Source organism: Shewanella olleyana, assembly GCF_023283825.1.
GTDB lineage: Bacteria > Pseudomonadota > Gammaproteobacteria > Enterobacterales > Shewanellaceae > Shewanella > Shewanella olleyana.
This window is the reverse complement of sequence record NZ_JAKILD010000010.1, coordinates 70,424-94,630: the sequence shown is the minus strand read 5'-3', so window position 1 is coordinate 94,630 and position 24,207 is coordinate 70,424. Positions and strand designations below refer to the sequence as shown.

At 37.7% G+C, this 24,207-nt stretch carries 17 protein-coding genes; 13 read left to right on the top strand and 4 right to left on the bottom strand.

Annotated features, from left to right (window positions below):
* The first annotated feature begins 110 nt into the window (after positions 1-110).
* From L2735_RS09070 to L2735_RS09035, 7 genes are all read left to right on the top strand, one after another.
* Positions 111-4,955, top strand: a complete 4,845-nt coding sequence (locus L2735_RS09070; protein WP_248984392.1) for an NAD-glutamate dehydrogenase — start codon at positions 111-113, stop codon at positions 4,953-4,955.
* Between the two features lie 65 nt (positions 4,956-5,020).
* Positions 5,021-6,043, top strand: a complete 1,023-nt coding sequence (gene pyrD, locus L2735_RS09065) for a quinone-dependent dihydroorotate dehydrogenase (protein ID WP_248984391.1) — start codon at positions 5,021-5,023, stop codon at positions 6,041-6,043.
* A gap of 188 nt (positions 6,044-6,231) precedes the next feature.
* Positions 6,232-6,765 (top strand): cell division protein ZapC, encoded by a 534-nt coding sequence (locus L2735_RS09060; RefSeq protein ID WP_248984390.1) that lies wholly within the window; start codon positions 6,232-6,234, stop codon positions 6,763-6,765.
* Between the two features lie 1,756 nt (positions 6,766-8,521).
* The gene (locus L2735_RS09050) at positions 8,522-9,019 is read left to right on the top strand and encodes a GNAT family N-acetyltransferase (protein ID WP_248984389.1); all 498 of its coding nucleotides are present in this window, start codon (positions 8,522-8,524) and stop codon (positions 9,017-9,019) included.
* Between the two features lie 626 nt (positions 9,020-9,645).
* Complete coding sequence (locus L2735_RS09045; RefSeq protein ID WP_248984388.1) at positions 9,646-10,704, top strand: LacI family DNA-binding transcriptional regulator; 1,059 nt, start codon at positions 9,646-9,648, stop codon at positions 10,702-10,704.
* Positions 10,705-10,917: 213 nt separating this feature from the next.
* Entirely contained in the window at positions 10,918-12,075 is a 1,158-nt protein-coding gene (locus L2735_RS09040; RefSeq protein ID WP_248984387.1) for a GGDEF domain-containing protein, read from the top strand.
* 281 nt (positions 12,076-12,356) lie between these two features.
* A complete protein-coding gene (locus L2735_RS09035) occupies positions 12,357-14,003 on the top strand; it encodes a methyl-accepting chemotaxis protein (protein ID WP_248984386.1) in 1,647 nt (548 codons plus the stop codon).
* Positions 14,004-14,307: 304 nt separating this feature from the next.
* On the opposite strand, the gene L2735_RS09030 is transcribed toward L2735_RS09035, so the two are convergent.
* Entirely contained in the window at positions 14,308-14,622 is a 315-nt protein-coding gene (locus L2735_RS09030; RefSeq protein WP_248984385.1) for a hypothetical protein, read from the bottom strand.
* 173 nt (positions 14,623-14,795) lie between these two features.
* Between L2735_RS09030 and L2735_RS09025 the strand changes: the two genes are divergently transcribed.
* From L2735_RS09025 to L2735_RS09015, 3 genes are all read left to right on the top strand, one after another.
* Positions 14,796-15,290, top strand: coding sequence for a putative 4-hydroxy-4-methyl-2-oxoglutarate aldolase (locus tag L2735_RS09025; protein ID WP_248984384.1), 495 nt, complete (start codon positions 14,796-14,798; stop codon positions 15,288-15,290).
* A gap of 63 nt (positions 15,291-15,353) precedes the next feature.
* Positions 15,354-17,174: an AsmA family protein gene (locus L2735_RS09020; RefSeq protein ID WP_248984383.1), complete on the top strand. Its 1,821-nt coding sequence runs from the start codon at positions 15,354-15,356 to the stop codon at positions 17,172-17,174.
* Positions 17,174-17,716: a BsuPI-related putative proteinase inhibitor gene (locus L2735_RS09015; RefSeq protein ID WP_248984382.1), complete on the top strand. Its 543-nt coding sequence runs from the start codon at positions 17,174-17,176 to the stop codon at positions 17,714-17,716. The genes L2735_RS09020 and L2735_RS09015 overlap by 1 nt, the downstream gene beginning before the upstream one ends.
* Before the next feature lie 109 nt (positions 17,717-17,825).
* Here L2735_RS09015 and L2735_RS09010 read toward each other — a convergent pair whose 3' ends face one another.
* Both L2735_RS09010 and gloB read right to left on the bottom strand, forming a co-directional pair.
* Positions 17,826-19,343 carry a LysM peptidoglycan-binding domain-containing protein gene (locus L2735_RS09010; protein WP_248984381.1) on the bottom strand — a complete coding sequence of 506 codons (1,518 nt, stop codon included), beginning with the start codon at positions 19,341-19,343 and terminating at the stop codon, positions 17,826-17,828.
* A gap of 143 nt (positions 19,344-19,486) precedes the next feature.
* Positions 19,487-20,278 (bottom strand): hydroxyacylglutathione hydrolase, encoded by a 792-nt coding sequence (gloB, locus tag L2735_RS09005; RefSeq protein ID WP_248984380.1) that lies wholly within the window; start codon positions 20,276-20,278, stop codon positions 19,487-19,489.
* Positions 20,279-20,703: 425 nt separating this feature from the next.
* On the opposite strand from gloB, the gene L2735_RS09000 reads away from it, so the two are divergent.
* Complete coding sequence (locus L2735_RS09000) at positions 20,704-21,438, top strand: class I SAM-dependent methyltransferase (RefSeq protein WP_248984379.1); 735 nt, start codon at positions 20,704-20,706, stop codon at positions 21,436-21,438.
* Positions 21,439-21,524: 86 nt separating this feature from the next.
* Here the strand turns inward: L2735_RS09000 and rnhA are convergent, their stop codons facing one another.
* The gene (gene rnhA / locus L2735_RS08995) at positions 21,525-21,998 is read right to left on the bottom strand and encodes a ribonuclease HI (RefSeq protein WP_248984378.1); all 474 of its coding nucleotides are present in this window, start codon (positions 21,996-21,998) and stop codon (positions 21,525-21,527) included.
* A gap of 73 nt (positions 21,999-22,071) precedes the next feature.
* Here rnhA and dnaQ point away from each other — a divergent pair, with 73 nt between their 5' ends.
* Both dnaQ and L2735_RS08985 read left to right on the top strand, forming a co-directional pair.
* Positions 22,072-22,806, top strand: a complete 735-nt coding sequence (dnaQ, locus tag L2735_RS08990; RefSeq protein ID WP_248984377.1) for a DNA polymerase III subunit epsilon — start codon at positions 22,072-22,074, stop codon at positions 22,804-22,806.
* Positions 22,807-22,879: 73 nt separating this feature from the next.
* Entirely contained in the window at positions 22,880-24,127 is a 1,248-nt protein-coding gene (locus L2735_RS08985; protein ID WP_248984443.1) for a TIGR03503 family protein, read from the top strand.
* Positions 24,128-24,207 lie beyond the last annotated feature (80 nt).

Below are 24,207 nucleotides of genomic sequence, written 5' to 3'. Positions count from 1 at the left end.
TAATTAGTAATAAACTTTGCTCCAGATCTCAGTTTTAGACTGAATCAACAAGCCGAAGCATCCAATATAATGATAAAAGCGCTGCCATAAACGCTTAAGGAAACTGCAACATGGCCTTTAAAGATGCAATGCCTTCAGTACTACTAGAAAATGTAGTCAATTTAATTCATAAAAAAGTCCCTAACTCTCAAGCTAAACAAGTTGAGCAATTTGCCAATTGTATATATGCCCATATGTCAAAAGACGACTTAAATGCTCGTAATGACAGCGACCTTTATGGTGCAGTATTAAGCCTTTGGAATGCGCTAAACAAATCAGCTAAAACCAACAGCCACATCCGTGTGTTTAACCCTAGTCAGTCAAAACATGGCTGGCAATCTACCCATAGTATTATTGAAATAATTCAACCAGATATGCCTTTCTTGGTTGATTCGGTGACTATGGCATTAAACCGCATGGGGATTACGGCGCATATGGTGTTACACACACCAGTTGCATTAGTCCGTGATGAGGAATTGGTTAAAGAAGTTTCTTTTATTAAAGATGCACCAGAAGCAACTGAAAACGTGGCTGTATTTTTAATTGAAATTGATCGTCAAAGCAGCGAAGCCGATATTAAAGCGATTGGTAAAGAATTAGAGTCAGTGTTTGCTGATGTTGTTTCTTCAGTAGATGATTGGCAACAAATGTCAGATAAATTATCTGACACGATCAAAAAATTACCAAAGCAGCCATTTCCTGGCGAAAAAGCTGAAATGGAAGAAGCGACTAATTTCCTGACGTACTTAAATAATCATCATTTTACGCTGCTGGGTTATCGTTACTACGAGCTTAAACGTGTCGAAGGTGATGTAGAACTGGTCCCTGATTTAGAGTCTAGCTTAGGCTTAATGACTCGTTCACGTAATCAGCAGTCTGAACATGGTTTGTTACTGTCGACGTTCTCAGCATCCGCTCGTAAACAAGCGCTTGATGAAAGCTTGCTTGTGTTGACAAAAAGTTCAACTAAGAGCCGTGTTCATCGTCCAGCTTACGTAGATTATGTTGGTATTAAGCGTTTTGATAAAGCGGGTAATGTGATTGGTGAAGACCGTTTCTTAGGCCTGTACGCATCGAACTTGTATAACCGTAGCCCGCGAGAAATCCCGTTATTGGCTGGTAAAGTAGAGCGCGTTATGGAGCAGTCTGGATTAGCTCCTCGTTCTCATGATTACAAAGCGTTGATGAACATTCTTGAAAACCTTCCTCGCGATGAGCTAATTCAAGCAAAAGAAAATCAACTTGCTGACATAGCTCGTGGTGTATTACAAATGCAAGATCGAGACAAACTTAAATTGTTTGTTCGTAAAGACGGCTTTGGCCGCTTCTTATCTTGCTTAGTTTATGTGTCTAAAGACAGATATAACACCAAGTTACGTCAAGACACTCAGCGTATTTTGGCTCAACACTTTAACAGTAGTGAAGATGTTGAGTTTACCACTTACTTCTCAGAATCAACTTTAGCGCGTACCCATTACATCATTAAAGTTGACAATAATAATATGGACGTCGATGTGGCTGCTATTGAGAAAAACCTCATTGAAGCGGCTCGCTCATGGGAAGACAAATTACACAGTTCGCTTAACAATGCGTTAGGTGAGCAGTCTGGAACGGGCCTTACAAAACGTTATTTAACGGCGTTTTCGCCAAGTTATAAAGAAGATGTACTGCCAAGCTCTGCGGTAGTGGATATTCAACACCTTGAAGCATTAAATGACGACCATAAATTAGGCATGTTATTTTACCAGCCGCAAGAAACTGCGCTGAATGATAATAAGGTTCGCTTAAAATTATTCCATAAAGATGAACCTATTCATCTTTCTGATGTTTTACCAATGCTTGAAAACTTCGGTCTTCGTGTGATCAATGAACGTCCGTATGAAGTTAAAACTGCTGATGGTCATACATTCTGGATTTTAGATTTCTTAATGACAGTGCAAGGCGCTGCTATTGATAACTTGGCCGATAGCCAAGATCGTTTCCAAAATGCACTTTCACAAGTTTGGGATAAAGAGCTTGAGGACGACGGCTTTAACAGAATGATTCTAGCGACCAGCTTAACAGGTCGTGAAGTGTCGATTTTACGTGCTTATGCTAAGTATATGCGCCAAATCGATGCGACATTCAGCCAATCTTACATTGAGGAAACATTTAACCGTTACCCGCAAATTGCTGACTTATTGGTTAAAATGTTTATTCGTAAGTTCAATCCTAAGTTAAAAACACGTACGTTAAGTAAGTTTTTAGAGCAGGTGGATTTACGTCTTGAAGATGTATCTAGCCTAGATGACGATCGTATTATTCGTCGTTACCTAGATTTAATTAACGCCACTTTGCGTACTAACTTCTATCAGACATTATCTAAAAATGAGAATAAACCTTATATCTCGTTTAAATTCTTGCCTGAAGATATCCCGGAAATGCCGCGTCCATTACCGAAGTTTGAGATTTTTGTATATTCTCCGCGCGTAGAAGGTGTGCATTTACGTGGTGGTAAAGTGGCTCGTGGTGGTCTGCGTTGGTCAGACAGACGTGAAGATTTCCGTACTGAAGTATTAGGTCTAGTAAAAGCGCAACAAGTTAAAAATACCGTTATTGTGCCAGTGGGTGCAAAAGGTGGCTTTGTTTGTAAGCAACTGCCTACAGATGGCGGTCGTGAAGCTTTCTTCAATGAAGGACAAGCTTGTTACCGCTTATTTATCCGCGGTTTACTCGACATTAGTGACAACATTATCGAAGGTAAAGTTGTTCCTCCTAAAGATGTGGTTCGTCACGATGAAGACGATGCGTACTTAGTGGTAGCGGCCGATAAAGGTACTGCAACATTCTCAGATATTGCTAACGAAATCGCCATTGAGTATGACTTCTGGTTAGGTGATGCATTTGCATCGGGTGGTAGCAACGGTTACGACCATAAAAAAATGGGTATCACAGCGAAAGGTGCATGGGAGTCAGTTAAACGCCACTTCCGTGAAGAAGGTATTGATTGCCAAACTACAGACTTTACATGTTTAGCGGTTGGTGACATGGCGGGTGACGTATTTGGTAACGGTATGTTGTTGTCACGTCATACTAAGCTTGTGGCTGCATTCAACCATATGCACATTTTTGTTGACCCAAACCCTGACGTTGAAAAAAGTTATGTAGAACGTGAACGTTTATTTAACTTACCGCGTTCAAGTTGGGAAGATTACAACACTAAATTGATGTCTAAAGGCGGAGTGATTTACAATCGTTCAGCTAAGTCACTTAAGCTGACTAAAGAAATCAAAGCAATGCTTGAAACTGATTTAGACACCATGACACCAAACCAACTGATGCAAGCATTGCTTAAAATGCGTGTTGATTTAATTTGGAATGGCGGTATCGGTACCTACGTCAAAGCAACTTCAGAAACTCATGCTGAAGTTGGCGATCGAGCAAACGATGCTATTCGTGTTAATGGTAACGAGCTCAACGCTAAAATTATTGGTGAAGGCGGTAACTTAGGTGCTACTCAACTAGGTCGTATTGAATTTGCTGCTAATGGCGGCCGTGTTAATACTGATTTCGTCGACAACGTTGGCGGCGTAGATTGTTCAGATAACGAAGTTAACATCAAAATTTTGCTAAACACTTTAGTAGCAGATGGTGAGTTAACCGTTAAACAGCGTAACCGCTTACTTGAAGAAATGACTGATGAAGTGGGTGAGATTGTACTACAAGATTGTAACGATCAAACTCGCACTATTTCTGTAACGCAAGCTGATGGTATTTCACAGCTTAAAGAGCACATTCGTTATATTCAATATCTTGAAAAAGACGGTAAGCTCGATAGAGCACTTGAGTTTTTACCGACTGATGATGAGCTTGCTGAGCGTTTAGCGAATAATCGTCCGTTAACTAGACCTGAACTATCTGTACTAGTTGCTTATGGTAAAATGGTGTTAAAAGAGCAGTTAGTCACTCCTGAAATAACTGAAGATACTTTCTTAAGTAAATTACTCACAGCTTATTTCCCGCAGCAGTTGCAAGATAAATATGCTGATAAGATGATTGCTCATCCACTACGCGGTGAAATTATTGCTACCTCATTAGCCAACGAGCTAGTGAATGACATGGGCTTTAACTTCGTACAACGCATGCAAGATGAGACAGGTGCCACAGTCGCTGAAGCTGCAATTTGCTATACTATGGCCCGCGAAGTTTTTGGTTTAGCTGACTTAACTCATTCGATTACTGAATTGAATGGTGTTGTAGCTGCTGATGTACAAAGTGAAATGCTGCATCAATTGCGCCGTAATATGCGCCGTGCTTGTCGTTGGTTTATCCGCCATCGCAATAAAGGTGAGAATATTGAGCAAACGGTAGCCTTCTTTAAACCTGTGTTTGAAGAGCTGAAAACCAATGTTGATCAGTACATGATTGCTGCTGAAGTGATTGCAATTTCAACTGAAATTAAATCATTAACAGAACAGAAGGTACCACAAGAGTTAGCGCAAGTTGTTGCTAAAATGAGTACATTGTTTTCAGCGTTAGATATTGCCCAGATTGCAGATATTGAAGGTAAGTCAGTTCAGTTAGTTGCTGAAACTTATTTTAGATTGGGTGCAAAAGTTGAATTACATTGGTTCCTTGAACAAATCAGTATTCAACCTGTATCTAACCATTGGCAAGCATTAGCTCGAGCAGCTTTTAGAGAAGAACTCGATTGGCAGCAACGTGCACTCAGTTCAACAGTACTAAGAGCTTGTACAGATACCTGTGATGCTGATTCGATCATTCAGCAATGGATTGATAATAATGAGAAGCTGTTAGAGCGCTGGTTCCATCTATTAGCTGACTTTAAAGTTTCTCAAAGTCATGACTTTGCTAAATTCTCGGTGGCGTTACGTGAACTTAATTTATTGATTCTTCATTGCGAAGGGCCAAGATAATTATTTATAATAAGTGAACAAGCCCTGGCAATTAGCCGGGGCTTTTTTTAGGTTTAGGAGAAAGCATGTTTTTTTACAAAATGGCACAAAAAGTAATGTTTCAAATGGATCCAGAAGTAGCGCATAACATCGCTATCGGAAGTTTAAAAAACACTGGAAACAACCCTTTAAACCTATTTTACAGCCAAGATGTAAGTGCTGCTCCTGTGACTTGCATGGGGATCACCTTTAATAACCCTGTTGGACTTGCTGCAGGTTTAGATAAAGATGGTGAGTCAATTGATGCTTTTCATGCTATGGGTTTTGGCCATGTTGAAGTCGGTACAGTCACTCCTCGCCCTCAACCTGGTAATGATCAACCACGTTTATTTAGATTAAAACCTGCTAAGGCGATTATTAATCGCATGGGTTTTAATAATAAAGGTGTAGATAATTTAGTCAGAAACTTAATGGCTAAGAAAACTGACATTATTGTTGGTGTCAATATTGGTAAAAATAAAGATACCCCAGTAGATGAAGGTAAAAATGATTACTTAATTTGTATGGAAAAGGTATATCAGCATTCAGATTATATCGCGGTCAATATTTCTTCTCCAAATACTCCCGGTCTGCGAACCATGCAGTACGGTGAATTATTAGATGATTTATTAAGCTCATTGAAAGCAAAACAAACAGAGCTAGCAGAGAAATATAATAAGTATGTTCCAATTGCACTTAAAATTGCCCCAGACTTAACCAGTGAAGAGATTGAGAAAATTGCTGAGTCTCTATTGAAGAGTAAATTTGATGGTGCAATTGCCACAAATACGACGTTAACACGTGATGCAGTGGTTGGTTTAGATAATGCCAATGAAATGGGTGGCTTGAGTGGCAAGCCGTTAACGGATCTATCAACTAAAGTGATCAAAGAGTTAGCCGGTTATTTGAATGGTGAGATCCCAATTATTGGTGTCGGCGGAATTAATAGTGCAGAAGATGCTCTAGCTAAATTTGATGCTGGTTCTCAATTAGTTCAAATATATACAGGGTTTATTTATCAAGGCCCAGGATTAATTAAAGATATTGTTAATGCCTATAAGGCTAAATAAGTTCCAATTAGTTCAATTAATAATCTAACGATCTAATTTGTAGATCTAAAAAGTTGTAACGATCGCAATTACGATCTTTCGATCGTTATAACTTTATGATCTTTATATCAAATATTTTGAATTAAGTTTTGATATTGTCCGAAATATAATCTATTATCAGTTTGTATTCTTATAATTAGGTACTCAAAATGTTATTAATGCCAAATAAGGACTGGCAGTGGGAATATAATGAAAACTTTAAGCAATTAAGTATTTCATTAGGTTCCGAGATGGAGTTCTTAACCCCATATAAAACTAAAACTCTCATTCCTGATGCATTAGTCACATCAGAATTTAGTGTCGAGCACGCTAAATTCTATATTCACATGCTTGAATCCCTTCCAAAACTAATCAATATGTCTGACGCGGCAATTGTTCAAACTGCTTTGAACGCAACAGCTGCACACTTTTTATTAAAACCGCAAATGCCAAAGTCTTGGTTTTTTGAAATTAGCCAAGAATGTGTATATTGCGAAGTTGGTAAGTTGTTTAATTTGAATGCTAATGGCAGTCGTGTATTAGTTATGGTCGTTGAAAACAGTTTACAAGCAGCATTAGTGATGGTGTTGTCTAAAGAGTGTCCTTTAACTAACTCTAAGACGCTACAGCAATTTGAAACCATTAAAGTGATGCATAATCGTCTTAATCCACTAAGAAAAGCGCAGCAGGTTGTAGCCGCTTAATTCTAGTTTAATTAATTCATTGTTTATAAAGTTTGAAGATGAGTTAGTGGGCGAGTTTTGTTGGTTAGTTATACGTTTATTTTCTGTTTGATCTAGCCTAAAATTTGATATTTCAAAGCCACACATTAATTAGGCTATTGTGAGCTTTAGTATGTTAATCCTGCATGATTAAATTCGTTAATTATTCTGCCCATGTTCCCCATTTTGACCTTTCCATTTCGATTTAGATTTTTCATCATCAGTATTTAATATTCAGCTCTGTAAATTTAGCTTGTTAGTTGAGAATGTCGTGGCCAATTCGACAATTTATAATGTTTTACCTTGATGACAATTTAATTATTTTTTATTTAGGTATATTACCTTACTTCAATTCGGGAAAAAATTGAGCTAATCGTTCACAGTGTGATCTGAAGTTTCGACCCGAAAGGACAAAACATAGCGAGACTGTATAGATAATTTAATAGATGTATTTTGTGATGCTGATGATTTTTACGCATTATTTATTCCTCAATGGAAAAACAGTGCATTGCTGATGGAGCTCGAAAAAACTAACGTTGAAGTTGTTGGATATGATTAAAATAATTATTATTATCAAATTTTACATACACCAGATTATCGTGATTTTAATAATTATTAGGCCAAATATCTTACTCGATTTTTAAAATCTGAGTTTTCAAACATACTCAGTTAAGCTGGGTATCTTGAGCTTATGAAGACCGTTAATGAAGATAGCTTATGCCTATAGCTTATGACTACAAGCCTTAGTCCTACTATGCAACTACTTATACAGCAGTAAGAGTTTATCAAAAGTAATAAAGTTGTTGATGTAACTCAAGTGAAGGACTGTCAGAATTTACATATAGTACAGCATAAATTCTTATCAGGACTTGCCGTCGTAGAAAAGGGACTATGTGATGGTTCTATGCTTTGTAGTACATCTTATTGTCAATCATAAACACCGTCAAAATCGCCCTGGCTACTATTTGTGATACTAAACTTGTTTCAGTTATGTTGGGGAATGGATAAGCATCGTGCCGTGAAAGGTTACATTATTATAGCTGTTGCTAGCGAGTTTCTTGAGCAAGGTTTACTATCTTCAATAATGTCCGGAAAACATAAAACTGAGTACATTATCCATATGAGATAGAGCGATGTTTTTCGTCGACTTATCATTGAAACCATCAATGCTTTGGTAATAAATTTTTATTAGTTGAGCATTTAAGTTGTTGAATTGATGCGGTGAGCACGGTAATACTTTCTGGTAAATTCACCTCAGAACTTGTGCTTCTATTAGGGCGTGTTGATCTTTCAAGGTTGTTTTTGCAGCGAGTTGTTGGCCATTTATACAAGGCAGAGACTTTGTGGTGTAGTTATTCTACATAAAAAGTCGATAACGCAGTAAGAATGGCCAACAAACGCTGCCCAAAGGGTTCGACTAAAAGTGTTTTACTTTTTGTTGGATGAATTTCGCTTAGATGACTAGGCATCAATCCATCCGCCTCAATTAAAATACTTTTATCTCGAACAAAATTTAACCGGCAAAGATCAACACGCCCTAGTATCGAATTTATTTAACGCCAAATAAACCAAGTTTGAACTACAATGAAGAACTCATTTTTTAAGAGCTGATTATAAGTATATTAACTCAATGATGCTTTAATATATTTTTATGGATTGGTTAACATCTCAGTAAGTATTCTTTATGATTAAATTTAAGATACATAAACTTCTTTTTCATTTTCATTAAGGATGCAACATGCCGCAACTCCAAATCGATATAGCAGCGATTACGGCGTCACAAGATAGTCGAGTAGCAGAAATAATTAAAGCTGTTGGTGCAGAGTTTGGTGCAATAGGAGAGGGTTTTGGTCCATCTGATGCTGAGGTTGAACAAATGAGCCAGCACTATTTACCTGAACATAAATCATTGTATTTGGTTGCGAGTATCAATGGTGAAATAGTAGGGGGAGCAGGTATTGCACCTTTTAATGATTCATTGACAATATGTGAACTCAGAAAACTTTTTTTATTGCCCGAAAGCCGAGGTCTTGGACTAGGAAAACAGTTAACTCAAGCCTGTTTAGATTTTGCTGTTAAAGCTAATTATTCCCAATGTTATTTAGACACATTAGCCAGCATGACTGCGGCGATAAATTTATACGAGAAACGAGGGTTTAAGCATCTCAACAAGCCCTTAGACGGTACAATTCATGGTGGATGTGATGTGTGGATGATTAAGTCTCTAGATTGTTAATGCTAAATTGGATAGGTTGTAATATACCCAGCTATAAGAAATTAGCCTCCTCAAAATTATAAAAATTTGAATTGTTAACTCAGTTCTTGACTCAATTTATAATAGTTCTATTACTGGTAAAATGGAGGCAATGTCAATTAGATGCAACTTGATTTCCCTAAATGTAAATACTTCAAACTCTATGCTCAATAACTTCAATGGAAAATATTATTAGCGCATATTAACGTACAAACGAGTAATGACTTCAGCGGAGTGTAGGTTTTATCTGTGAGAATGATGTACTCATTAAATTTGGTATTACTTATATTGCTAGTAACTTTGTAATTTCCTGCCAGCTTTGCAGATCTAATAAAGTGTCAATTTAAAGCACGAATGTGACTTAATTTTCGAAGTGATTATCATGCTGAATAGCATTTCAGGTTACAATAGATTAGGTGTTTTTGTTAACATGTATGTCATATTTTAAGCTTGTTTGTGGCTATAAAATTATTATTTTTTCAAAGACTAAAGTAAGATAAAGCTAGTGATAGCCTATAAAAGTGGGCATACCTAGTTTTAATATTTTAAATAGGTCTTGTTACTTTGTCGCCTTGTAACAATTATTTTCCTTTATATGAGTTTCTTTTATGAGTTCTACTACCAAGATAAATCCAAAAGCCAAAACCACCATCCAAGATGTGGCTGAATTGGTAGGTGTTTCTAAAATGACGGTTTCTAGAGTGTTAAATAATGATGAAAAAGTCAGCGATAAAACTAGGATTAAAGTTCAAAAAGCGGCGAGCCAATTAAATTATCGGCCTAACATCTCTGCAAGACGCTTAGCCAGTTCAAAGTCATATTTCATCGGTTTACTGTATGAGAACCCAAGTGAAGGTGGCTATGTTAGCCAGTTTATGCTTTCGGCGTTAAAAAGCTGTCGTAAACGTGGGTATCATTTAGTTGTTGATGAGTGTGATGGTACGCAGGATGAGAAATTAAAAATTGTTCGTGATCTTGTTGAAGAAACAAGGGTCGATGGTGTTATTTTATTGCCACCATTTTGCAATAACTTAGAAATTCTGAATGAATTAAAGTTATCTAATGTTCCATATATTCGAGTGTCACCAGATGTAGAACTTGGCTTATCACCGTTTGTTTGTATGGATGATTATCAAGCAGCATTTGAAATGACTAACTTATTAATCGCCAAAGGTCATCGTGAAATCGGCTTTATCATTGGCCACCCTGACATGGGAGCAAGCAGGTTACGATATCAGGGTTTTTTAGATGCCATGCGATCTAAAAGTTTGCCCGTGCCACCTGTATATATTGAACAAGGTTTATTTAGCTATAAGTCGGGGCTGAATGCCGCAAAGTTATTACTCGACAGAGCGAATAAACCTACCGCGATATTTGCAAGTAATGATGATATGGCCGCTGCTGTAATATCGGTAGCTAATTCTTTAGGGTTAAATGTTCCTACGGACTTAAGCGTTGTGGGTTACGATGATACTCCCTTAGCAACGACTATCTGGCCACATATCACTACAGTTAAGCAGCCTATAGCAGCAATGGCAGAAACTTCTGTGAGTTTATTAACCTCTGGGCAAGTTGACAAATTAGATCAAAGTAGCGTGTCAGATTTAAGATTTGTGCTTGATTTCGAGATTAAAGAGCGAGATTCAGTTGAGCAAAAGCTAAATTAAGGGTTTTACAAGCAAGAATATATATTTTTAATTTGTTTTTAACTCTTTTTAATTAATCGATAGTATTAGTATAAACAGGATTAACAATCTCCCTTGTGGTTAGGTTTACAGGGTGACGAGTTTAGAGATTTTAATTTGTTTTGAAGTACAAATATTGCGAGCTTAAATTCAATATCCTACAATAATATTATTAGAATAAAATCAGGGACTTTTATGTTCGATTATTTAAAAGGAGCGACAAAAATACATCGAACAGAATATGCCTACTGGCGCTTTAAACATTTCCATATAAACCATGTCATGTTGCCTTACTCTGGTTTTGTTCTTTCTGTAATCCCGATTTATTTATTATTTGGCTATTTTGATTACCAACATTTACAAGCTGATGCTTGGATAGCCACTGTGACGCGTTTCGTGTTCTCCTTTCTTTGTGTCGCCTTACTACTTATCTTAAAACGTTATTCACCTAAACATCTTGATTTAGCCGAACTTACTCTAGTTTTGTGTGTGTATTGGTCATTAACCTACATAGGTCAAATGGCGATGGAACAGGGGGATTTCAATTACCAGTCGGGTGGTATTCTTGTTATGGCTTATATCGGTGCATTATCTCGATTGCCATTCAAAGCCAGTTTATTTGGGCTAAGTTTCATGGCGTTATGTTATGTCGTAATGATAACGCCAATGAGGTTAGAGCATGATTTTGCAGAAGAAGTAGACCGATTATCAATAGTGATAGGGATATATTTTATTTGCTTGATTGCCTGCTTGAGAAGAGAATCTGAAACTCATAAAAGTTTTCAGCAGTTTTGCCAAATAAGAAGCCAACAACTTAAATTGAGAGCGAGTCAAAGTAAGTTAGCCCTGCAAACCGTAACAGATCCGTTAACTGAATTAAAAAATAGGCTTTACCTTACCCAAAATGCCTCATTGCTAATTCAAAACGCTAAGCAGTCCGATAAGACTTTAAGCTTGTTGATGATTGATATTGATAATTTTAAATCAATAAATGACAGTTATGGACATCAAGTTGGTGACAATGTCATTTTTGGTGTAGCTCAAATTATTAGACAGCATTGTGGCCGTTACACTGGAATGAACATTCGATACGGTGGCGAAGAGTTTTTATCCGTGTTCTATTGTTTCGATAAAGACCAGCTGTTGAGTGTTGCGGAGTCCATTTTAACTGATGTGGCAAAACTCTATTGGCCAGATAAAGATTTAAGAGTCACCGTTTCAATCGGTGCTGCCATTGATGAGTTTAATGCAGCAGACATTAAAGCATTAACTCTGAATGAGTTGATTGGGCAGGGTGACAGCGCTCTATATCGTGCCAAAAAATCCGGTAAAAATTGTATTGAAACCAATTAGCTCGCTTCAATTTATAAGTTTAGCTTAATATTTGTGCAGTGTGGTCGATAATACAATAGTCGTAGTGAGATAAATATGGCGCAGAAGTAGTTTACTGTGGAAGTCACTATGAGTTTAAGACATCTCACTTTATAAACTGACTTTGTAATAGCATTCTTTGTAATAGCTTTATGAGAGTTCAGCTTTGCTCCATCTTCATATTAATCGCTTAGGTTATTTGAAAGGGTCATTGCTGGAATGAAGTTTAGTGATGTTAAATTCCAATAATATGGTGATACCTCATGAATTCTGTTTACCTTTTCTTCCGTAAAACAAGCATCGCTAATCGTTTATTAGCAATGATCATATTTGCTGCATTAGCGACATTACTAATGTTTTTCTTTGCCTTTAACCGAATCGATAACGTATTAGTGCAAGAGAAGGAAGCTAAGCTAACTTCTTTAGTCGGTGTGGCTAGCTCAGTCATTGCTCAATTTCATCTGCAGTCTCAAAAAGGGCTATTAACCGAAACTGAAGCTAAAAATGCAGCTATAACGGCTTTGAATGAGCTTAGATATTCTGGTAATGAATACTTCTTTACCATTAATTTAGAAGGCGTCATGGTTCAACATGCTTTTGCTAAAAAACTAGTTGATACCAACGTATTATCCATGAGAGATCCTGAGAAAGTTCCACTTTTTCAGTTAATGATAGAACGAACTAATCAAGCTAAAAATGCCACAGTAAATTATATGTGGAATAAACCTAATCAAGATTCACCCAGTCCTAAAATGAGTGTTGTCGAAAGGTTCGAACCATGGGGGTGGGTGATCGGTACAGGTATTTATATTGATGACATTTATGCGCAAAAGTCAGAGTTTGTAATGCAATATTTACTATTGCTAACCATTATTTGGTTACCGATTATTGTTTTATTATTTGTGATTACAAGAAGTATTGCAGAGCCTATGCAGCAAACGATAAAAGCATTTGAAAATATTGCTAACGGTGAAGGTGATTTGACGTTGCGCTTAGCTGAAGATGGCCAAGATGAGTTAAATCAAATTGCGCAAAGCTTTAATATTTTTACCAATAAAATTCAACAACTGGTTTCTTCCGTAGCTGTCTCTGTTTCAGAAAGCCATACACTTGCAAATGATTTATCGTCAATTTCCTCTCAAGCGAATCAAATATCATCTAGCGTTCAATTAGAAACAGAAAATGTCGCGACTGCGATAAATGAAATGTCGATGACTGCCGCTGAAGTCGCATCAAATGCTCAAACCGCTGCAACAAGTGCGAATGTTGCCGATAGTGAAGCAGATAAAACCGCTGAAATTGTTGATAATGCTATTTCAAAAATTGGTGATTTATCTTCTGAATTACAACAAACTGAATCTGTAGCAAAAGGGCTGAAAGTGAGCTCTAGTCAAATAGGCCAGATACTGGATGTTATTGTTGGTATTGCAGAGCAAACCAATTTACTGGCGCTGAATGCGGCAATTGAAGCTGCTCGTGCGGGTGAAGCGGGTCGAGGTTTTGCTGTTGTAGCTGATGAAGTGAGAACGCTTGCAAGCAGGACACAGGATTCAACCAGAGAAATTAACGGCATAATCGATGCTATCAGGGAAGCGATTGAGAATGTAAATCAATCGGTTGAGAGGGCAATCGCTCAGTCTGATGAAACCGTAGGTGAGACTCAAAAAGTAGAATCGGCACTGAACTCAATTAAAACAGCTATCGGTGATATTTCGCAAATGAATATTCAAATTGCTGGCGCCACAGAAGAACAAAGTGCGGTGATCTCTGAACTTAATATGAACATTACTAGAATTAATGACATGTCATTAGAGAACAAAGAGCATAATGAACAGCTTTCTCAAAGTAGTATTCAAATAGCCGATGGCTCCGAGAATTTAGGGGCTATTTTAGGACACTTTAAAGTGTAAGTTAACCATATATGGCACTTAACATATAATTTCTTTGATGGTGAAATGGAAATCATGGACTTAATAAGTGTCATATCAGAAACATAAATTAATCAAATTTAAAGCTCTTAGCTGAAATTATCCATGAGTAAAAGAGCAAGATATCCATTATTATTGAATCATCGTTATCAATGCTTAACTTATTTGATAATGTTATATAATGTTTAAAACAATCAGTTTAGTCATTTAATGTTCAGATATAGACTGTTTAAAAAGGTTGTAGAAACCATTTAAAATTAAAGATGAATTGATTTTTATAAAATATTTAGCGTTGTTTCAACTGCACCATTATGTTTAAAACATCTTGATAAGATATTTTGAATTCTCTAGAAAGTTGAATCAGCTTTGATTTGTATGTTTGGATATGTTCTTGTTTAATCAGTTCTTCTTGTTTTTCTTCAACTAGCTCTGTGACCACTTCTTCTAAAATCTTCATTCGTCGTAAGCTGTAATCCAGCGAAGATAAATATGTCTTCATTTGAACTTTGTTACGTGCATTTTCAAGGTTTTTAGTGGTGCGATTTTCAAAATCTAATTCGTCGAAAGCATTAATAACGTTTTGTAAATTAATATCTGTCATATTGAAAACTACTTAGAAAGGTTAGTTAATAGAAGCAATATTAGTACTGCAGTGTTTTCATCCATGAACAATAAAGTATAAGCGACAGTTTATTCAGATTAATGAATTGTTTCAATAGCTATACACGTTTATATTAATGTTAATACTATTAAATTTAGTACATGGAGCCTGAAATGTTAGATTTATTACCTGACTTATTTGATCATTACGAAGATAAACTGACTCTAGTTCAATCAAACTGGAATTCATATGGTGGTAAAACTATTTTTTATGGGGAAGTTGTCACTGTTAAATGCTTTGAAGATAATTCGAAAGTAAAATCTATTCTTGCTACACCTGGAAATGGCAAAGTGTTAGTGGTCGACGGTGGTGGTGCTTGCAGACGAGCATTATTAGGCGACATGATAGCTGAGTCTGCGGTTAACAATGATTGGCAAGGCATTGTTATTTTCGGCGCAGTTCGTGATGTGGGCACACTTGAAACGCTTGATATCGGCGTTCAAGCATTGGCAAGTAACCCGATAAAAACTACCAAGAAAGATGTCGGTCAGGTTAATGTAAACATTGAAATTGCAGGTGTCATAATAAAGCCTGATATGATGCTATATGCTGATAAAAATGGCATAGCTGTGTCGGAAAATCCTTTAGATTTAACGGTATTAAGCTAAACTAATATAAAGAATATAAGTAACTTTAAATTGAAAGTTCAATTTGCTTACAAGGATGCAAACATGAAGGCACTAAAATGGCTATTAGGTATTGTGGCTGGGGTAATCTTAATACTGGTGGTGTATTTAACTGTATTTTTCGATCTCAATAGCTTCAAACCACAGATAGTAGATGCAGTAAAAGAACAAACTGGACGAGAGTTTGTTATTGAAAATGATTTAAGCTGGAGCTTTTTTCCATCATTAGGAATTAATCTCGGTGGTATTTCATTATCTAATCCAGAAAACTTCTCACCTGCAACCTTTGTTGAGATTAAAGAAGCTGTGGCAAATGTTGAGTTAATGCCTTTATTCAGCCAAGAAGTGGAAATAGCCATGCTTTCTTTAGATGGTTTGACATTGAACATGGTGACTAAAAAGGATGGAACTAGCAGCCTTGATGGACTAGCTGGTGATAAAGCAGAGACGAAGTCTACGCCAGATGAAACGTCATCTGATTCGCCAAGCAGTGTGAAATTACAAAGTCTACAAATAGGCGGCGTTTCTATCACCAATACGACTATTAACTTGATTGATGAAGTAAACAATTCAAAACAAGTCTTTAGCCTAAATAGTCTAACCTTAGGCGAATTCTCTTTGGGTAATGCCGCTGCTTTTGCTTATGACTTTTCTGCTCAAATGCCTGATATGACGGTGAATAGTAATGGCGAAGGCCAGCTAACTGTCAGTAAAGATTTAGCAAAAGTGACTATAGATGGATTTACTATCAATACTGATGTTGATGGTGAAAGTATCCCAAATAAGAAAGTATCGACTCAGTTAGTCACAGACATTAATGTTGCGTTAGACTCGCAGAATTTACAAGTTGCTATCACTAAGTTGTCAGCAATGGACATCAATGCAACGGGTGATATTAAGGTTAATTATGGAAGTAAGATCCCTAGAATTAATGTTCAAATGGACTTTGGTGATATCGACCTTGATAAAATGATGCCGCCAGCTTCAGAAAAATCAGATGAAGCGGCTAGCGAAACAGTGGCTTCAACAGAGCCTGCAAAAGAACCAGATTTATCTGCTTTAAAAACTATCGATTTAACGATAGGAATGACTGTTAAGTCGATAAAAGTATCTAACTTATTGACTCAGGACTGGAATATGAAAGCAACCGTTAAGGACGGTATTGCTAACTTGAGTGATTTTTCGGCAAATTTATATGAAGGTAGCATCACAGCAAAGGCAAAACTTGATGGACGCCAAAAAGTCGCAAGTTATAACTTTGAAAAGTCACTTTCAGGGGTACAATTTCGACCATTATTTAAAGATGCTGCTGATATAGATTTAATATCTGGCTCAGCTAACTTTAATATCAAAGGGTCGGGTAAGAGCCTTATCCCTGATAACTTAAAGAAAAACTTGATTGCAAATGGTGATTTTACCATTGCAGACGGTTCGCTTTACGGTGTTAATATTCCGCAAATGATCCGTAGCGCTCAAGATAAGTTAAAAGGCGATTTATCAGCCCAAAATAAAGAAGAGCTTAAAACTGATTTCACCAGTTTGACGGGGAGTTATTCACTAAAGAATGCGGTATTTACTAATCCTGATTTAGCAATGGCATCGCCTTTGATTCGCCTTGCTGGTAAGGGTAGCGCTAATATTGATTCACAAACTGTGGATTATAAGCTGACTACATCGGTCGTCGGCTCTCTTGCTGGACAGGGCGGGGATGATGCTTTAGCTGGTGTAGATATTCCACTGACGATTACAGGCAGTATGCAAGACCCCAAATTTGGTATTGATACTAGCGCGCTTTTTGATGCCAAGTTAAAAGGTGAAACAGATAAGCTTAAAGACAGCTTGTTCAAAAAATTAGGAGGGTTTTAATGAAACGATTTATAGGTTGCTTAAGTGTGCTGTTGGTTGGTTGTAGTGCAACAAGTGCAGATGTGACAGCTGAAAGTAATACAGAGAAGGCTGCAGTTGTTGAGCCTGTAATGAAAGCTAAAACTGTGACATTAGGTGCTGGAGTCTCAACTATGGCAGAAACAGTATTGGTCGGATTTTTACAAGCAAATGAATATACTGACCCTAGTAAAGCGATGTCATTAACTCATACAGCGACCAACAGCCAAAGTCATAGTGTTAGCATAACATTTAACTCTGGCATGACGGCAGACTTATGGTTGTACGATCCTAAAGGGCAAAAGGTATGGTCTTCTTCGCAAGATATGATGTATACCCAAGCATTAAGAGATGTGACGTTAGCTCCTGCTAAAACGATTACCTCACGTTTTAGTGTACCTGCGGCGGTAATGGAAAAAGTGTCAGGTCCTGGATATCGTTTTGAAGTGAAATTTGCAGGTAAAGTTGAAGGCAGTAATTTGCCATTGATTAATACAGGTTCGACTCCTTTAATCGTTAAGTAAGTTTAATTTGAGTTATCAATAAACGAATACAAAAACGGCCAGTGATTTCACTGGCCGTTTTTATTTTACAGTTGTCGTAAAATAGAACAGAACTTAGAACAGCTAACCGCTATGCGTTGACTTTACTCACATCAACTACCAAACGTAGCATCTGACCAGGTTGTATATACTTGGTATTATGTAGCTTATTCCACTTAATCAAATCATCTACAGACACGTTAAATTTATTAGCAATACGTGCCAATGAGTCGCCTGAACGCACTTTATAATTAACTGTACGTTCTGAGCCAGTGCTTGATGTAGCTGAGCCAATGGTTAACACTTTACCAATGCTTAACGCACCGTTTTTAGGTAAACGATTCCAACGGATTAAGGCGTCTACCGAAACGTCGTATTTACGTGCAATCACCCACAATGAATCTCCAGATTTTACTGTATATGTCATTGCTTTAGGTGTTAGCTGGTTTTGCGCTAATAACTGATCCGTTGTTAAATCAGCTCCTTCAGGTGGAACAGGTATAATTAAATATCTGCCTGCCCGAATATTGTTGTTCTTTAAGTTGTTACTTGAACGGATAAACGATGCTGAAGTGTCGAAACGTTTAGCAATATGGCTGACTGTATCACCCGATTGAATTTTATAACGATGCCAGTTTAATTTCGACTTTGGATCTAATTGAGCTAACTTTTGCTCAAAAACATCTTTTTTATCGTAAGGCACAACCAAGGTGTGCGGTCCATCTGGGGATGTTGCCCAACGATCAAGCCCAGGATTGAGACTTTTGAGATCTTTGATATTCATATCTGCTAAGTCAGCAGCAAGTTTTAAATCCATCTGACTTTGAATATCAACAACAGCGATATGAGGCTCGTTACTAATTGGTGTTAAATTAATACCGTATTTATCGGCATTTTTAATCACATCTGATAAAGCAATTAACTGTGGTACATAGCGCTGAGTTTCTCTTGGCAGCGATAACGACCAAAAATCAGTACTTTTACCAGCAGCTTTATTACGACGCACGGCGTTATTTACACGGCCTTCACCGGTATTGTAAGCCGCTATGGCATACAGCCAGTTGTTGCCTGTGCGGTCATATAAATATTCTAGGAAATCTAGTGCTGCAATCGTTGCAGCTGGTACATCACGACGTCCGTCATACCACCAGTCGCTTTTAACTCCAAAGTGATTTGAAATAGGCGAGGTTAACTGCCAAAGGCCAGAAGCGGCACTAGCTGAATAAGCTGATGGATCAAATGAGCTTTCTACAATCGGTAACAACGCAATTTCGATAGGCATATCGCGTTTTTCTAATTCTTCAACAATGTAATAAAGATATGGCTCGGCGCGTTGAGAGACGATTTCTAAATGTCTTGGGTTTGCTAAATACCAATCACGGTATTGATTGACGAGTTTATGATCGTCAATTGGCATGGCCATTTGTAGGTTGATACGTTGCCAAACATCAGTTATCTCAACGGGTTTTTCAACTTTTACGATGGTCTTTTCAGGCTCTGCAGGCTTTTGAATAGCAATAGGCTCTGGCGTAGATTTTGGTGTTGTTAGCGTTTGACAACCTGTTAAAAAGGCGACACTACCAACAAAAATATATAAAGATTTGTGCATCAAAAACGATATTCCTAAGTCTTGCAAAACAGGCTTCACAAGAGTGTAAGCCTAAAGTGTTGGTCAAAATTGAAGCGGCATTGTAGAGCAAAACACGCTTGTTGTCTTCGTTAAGTTACATTTGCTTAGCCTAGATCTAGTTTTTAAAAATTGTTTTTCCACTCTCTTAACAGAGTAAATGTTTGTATATCAGTGGGATTACTCACATTGAATTGAATCGAGATGGATTGTTTGATTTCTGCGCAGTTATTCCTTAGAAATGGATTTATTGCTAATTCTGTTGCAATGGTAGAAGGGATTGTGGAGATATTGTTCAATCTAGCGTGATGAACTGACTTTTCGTACTGCTGTAATTGGAGATTGTTTGGCTCAACGGCAATGGCGAAAGCTAAGTTAGCTTGGGTATATTCATGGGCACAATACACCTTTGTGTCTTTATCAAGTGATGACAACTTAGCTAACGATGCTGACATTTGTTCAGCTGTCCCTTCAAATAATCTTCCACAACCGCCACTGAATAACGTATCACCGCAAAATAGTGAGTTTTCGATATGGTAAGCAATATGACCAAGGGTGTGTCCAGGTACTTCAATGACGTTTACTGGCGAATCAATAAATGGCAACGACAGCGTTTGCTCGTGCTCAATAAGCTGAGTCAATCCATTGATATTCTCTTTACTAGGACCATATACGCTTAGTTGCTGCTGATGAGCTTGTTGAAGCGCTTCGATACCACCAGTATGATCTGCATGATGATGAGTGATCAATATTCCCACTAGTTCTAATTCTTTACCCGCTGCCTTGGTATTTTCAAGGTAAGCTAAAACGCTTGTGGCACAACCTGGATCAACAACATAAGTCTTATTAGAATCAGCCTGATGGAATAACCAAATGTAGTTGTCATCGAAAGCAGGGATAGTAATAACAGAAAGCATGAAAGTACCTTGATAAATTATGAAACTACAGATTAACGGATTATCGATAAGACACCAAATTATGCAGATAAATCTTAGTTAATTTACTTTGGTACTGATATTCACTGAATAGATGTCAATAAGATGTCTTTAATAGGCACCATTTTTACTAGCAATTCTAAAAAACAATTCCCACTTTATAAGCAGATATTTGAACCTAAATGAAGTAGTTAGCTTTATCAAAGTCGATCTTCAATCGTTCTGTACAATAACTTATATAGCTAGAATTAATATTTAGGTGTATATGTAGATTAAGACTTAAGATTGAAATGAGTGCTTTTTATTTATTGATCTCAATAAGATAATTAAATTGAACCTACTTAGGTACTTTAAGATAAAAATCGTTATACTCAAGTAAGGCTTACAATTTAAAGGGCTTATTGTTCATGGCGATAAATGAGAAACCGCATCATTGGCACCAATTACCTTGTGGTGAAGAAATACAATTAGCAGTTGAACAACAACTTGCTAATTGGTGGCCAAGAATATTCGGTTATCATTTACTTAAATTAGGCCCGCTTAGTCATCAAGTTTCCAGTCTACATTGTAATATTGCACGCCACTTTTCAATCCATGATGGCGAAGGTGCCTCAATCATTGCAGATCCTCACCATTTACCCCTACAAAGTGGCTCTATGGATGCGGTGTTGATGAGTTTTCTTATCGAGTTTGAACAAGACCCTTACAGGCTACTCCGTGAAGTTGACAGGGTAATGATCAGTGGCGGCTACATTTTTGTTTGCGGTTTTAATCCTGTTAGTACTGCATTTGTAGGGAAGCTGCTGCCCAAATATCAAACTAAATTACCTTGGTCTGGACAATTTTTTATGCCTGCTAGGGTGAAAGATTGGTTAGGTCTATTGGGCTATCAAATTCTTCAAGATGAACGTTTTGTATATCACCCACTCATCGGCGATATACAACAAGGCACATGGTGGCAAAATAGAATTGAACGTTGGTTGCCTGGTATTGGCAGTGTTTACCTAATTGTCGCGAGGAAAATGGAGTCGCCGTTAACACCAATTCGTGAGAAGAAAAAAGCAAGAGCACCGCAATGGGCTCCAGCGTCTACAGCGGGCAGAGCTGGTCACTCAAAAAATATTTCCAAACAAACACAATGATTAATTATCAGCAGAGTATTAATTATTAATTGATTTTGAAATGAGCTTAAGCGCTTTAGCCTTATTATACTGTTAACTCAGGTAATTTATTCTGGTTTGTAATTAACGTCTTCCTGCTTAGGTTTAGCTTCAGCTGCCCATCTTGCTAAATCATCACAGCGTTCATTTTCAGCGTGTCCAGCATGACCTTTAACCCAGCGCCAATCCATTTCGTGGATTTGACTGACTGCATCCAGACGTTTCCATAAATCAACATTTTTGACCGGGGTCTTGGTTGAAGTTATCCAGCCTTTTTTCTTCCAACCATGGATCCACTGCGTAATTCCTTGGCGCATGTATTGGCTATCACTGGTTAGAATAATTTTACAGGGTTCATATAAGGCCTCTAATGCTATGATAGGCGCTAATAATTCCATCCGGTTATTGGTGGTCAATTTAAATCCGTCAGACAATTCTTTGGTTTGCTGCTTATATTTCATTACAATGCCGTATCCGCCAGGACCAGGATTACCTAAGCACGAGCCATCAGTATAAATTTTGATTTGTTTTAGTTCCGGCATCAAATTGTTACCATGCAATACAGATTAATTTTGGCAATTATACCTAAACACACAACGATTAATTGAGTTACTTATGAATATTATTTCTAGCGCAAGTCGCCAGGTTATTTTAGATACCGAAACAACCGGTATGAACCAAGCAGGCGGGCCTGTCTATATTGGCCATCGTATTATTGAAATTGGTTGTGTTGAAGTCATCGATAGAAAATTGACTGGTAGAACCTACCATCAATACATTAATCCTGGTCAGTTAATCGATCCAGAAGCGATTGAAGTCCATGGGATTACTGATGAGCGTGTTGCTAAAGAACCTCGCTTTCATCAAATCGCCCAAGAGTTTATCGATTTTATCGATGGTGCTGAAATTGTCGCACATAACGCGCCGTTCGATATTAGCTTCATGGACCATGAGTTTGCTCACCTTCAGCCTGTGGGTCCTAAGACTGCCGATATTTGTGGCATTCTCGATTCGCTAACGGTTGCAAAGCACCTTCACCCTGGTCAAAAGAACAATCTAGACGCACTGTGTCGACGCTATGGTATCGATTTATCTCGTCGTACTTATCACGGCGCATTATTAGATGCTGAAATCCTTGCTGATGTTTACTTAATCATGACGGGTGGACAAATTAAATTTAATTTGTCCAGTGAAAAGCCGGGACAAGAGGGTGGTGGTATTCAATTAGTAGATCAAAATGCGTTTAATCTTAAAGTGATCTCAGCTACGGCCGATGAATTAGTATCGCATGATCAACGTCTTGATTTAGTCCAAAAATCAGGAAAGTGCCTCTGGAGAGGTGAAGCTTAAGTATTAAGGTATAGCGTTACGAATGAAAGGACTTAAACCATATATTTTGTCACTGTTAACACTGATTGGTGTCATGCTGTCCCAATCAGTGTTAGCAGTGCCATATTCTCAAGCTTCTGAATTAAAAAATAGATTCAGGATTGATCATATGGTTGATGAACTGACCTTATTAGTTCAACGTGAGTACGGTTCAGCTCCCGTTATAGTTGTTTTGCCTGACGGTTCTAAATGGTATGCAGAAAGGCATCCTGAATCGGTTAAATGGGTAGATGGTTTAACGGGTGACATGATTAAAATTCGAAAACCTATGCCAGGCCCTTGGCAGCTATTAGGTAACCTTGCACCTAATTCAACTATTAAAAAAGTATCTAAACTCGAAATTGATGTTGAGCCTATCCCTCAACCATTGTTTCAAGGCGAGCGCTTAAAAGTCACTTCACGCTTACTCGGTGATGGGTTAACGGTACGGCTTCCTGGGCTTGATTATATGATTGAGTGGACCGTTAAGTTTGCAAGTCACCATATAAACACAGATGCAAATTTCACCACTGGTACCATTATTGTAGGTTCTTACAAGGATAATGGAGAAGGACTCGATGAAGTGCCTGATGATGGAATTTTCACAGGCAAGAAGAACCTCAATCAGCCTTGGGGAAATTATACCTTAACAGTTGAAGCCAGAAATAACATATTTCAGCGTGAAATCAGTTATCCATTTTATTTGTCAGAAAAGCCCATTGCTGTCGATATTATTGAACCAGAAGATAAACTTAATGGCGTCTGGCATATTCAGTTAAATGTAGATGATGAAGTTCTGCAACTTGAGCAAACTCATTTTCATTTTGACATTGTTGGCCCTGCTGGACTGAAACTGCCTGTAGTTTTAGATGAAGTACAATTCAGTGAAACCTTACTGGCGATCCCCGCTGTGACAGATTTTGGCAGTTATCGGATTAAGGGGTCAGCGGTATCTACAACTATTGAAGGCAGAGAAATTGTTTTAGATTTACCTGAGCAGTTTTTTAATTTAATAGAGCCTCCTGCACCGCCGCCAACAGCTGAAGAGTTAGCTCAGCGCGCCGCGATTAAAGCAGCAAAAGAGGAAGCTGAAGCAAAAGATAAAGCCATATTCTGGATTCTAGTGATCAATGGCAGTTTATTCGTGGTGGGTATTCTTGGCTTAATTATTTGGCGAAAAAAACAAGCACTAAATAAAGCGTTAGCGGCAACAAAACTGCGCCTTGAGCAAGAAGGGGGCGGGGATGATACTCCAGAACCGAGTATCGATGATTTGGATTTAACCATGCCGGATGAGAAATAATGACTATTGTGTTACTGAACGAAATTCTGTAAGTAACTGAATAATTAAAAGAAGTTATGCAGGTGACGTAAGCAAGCACG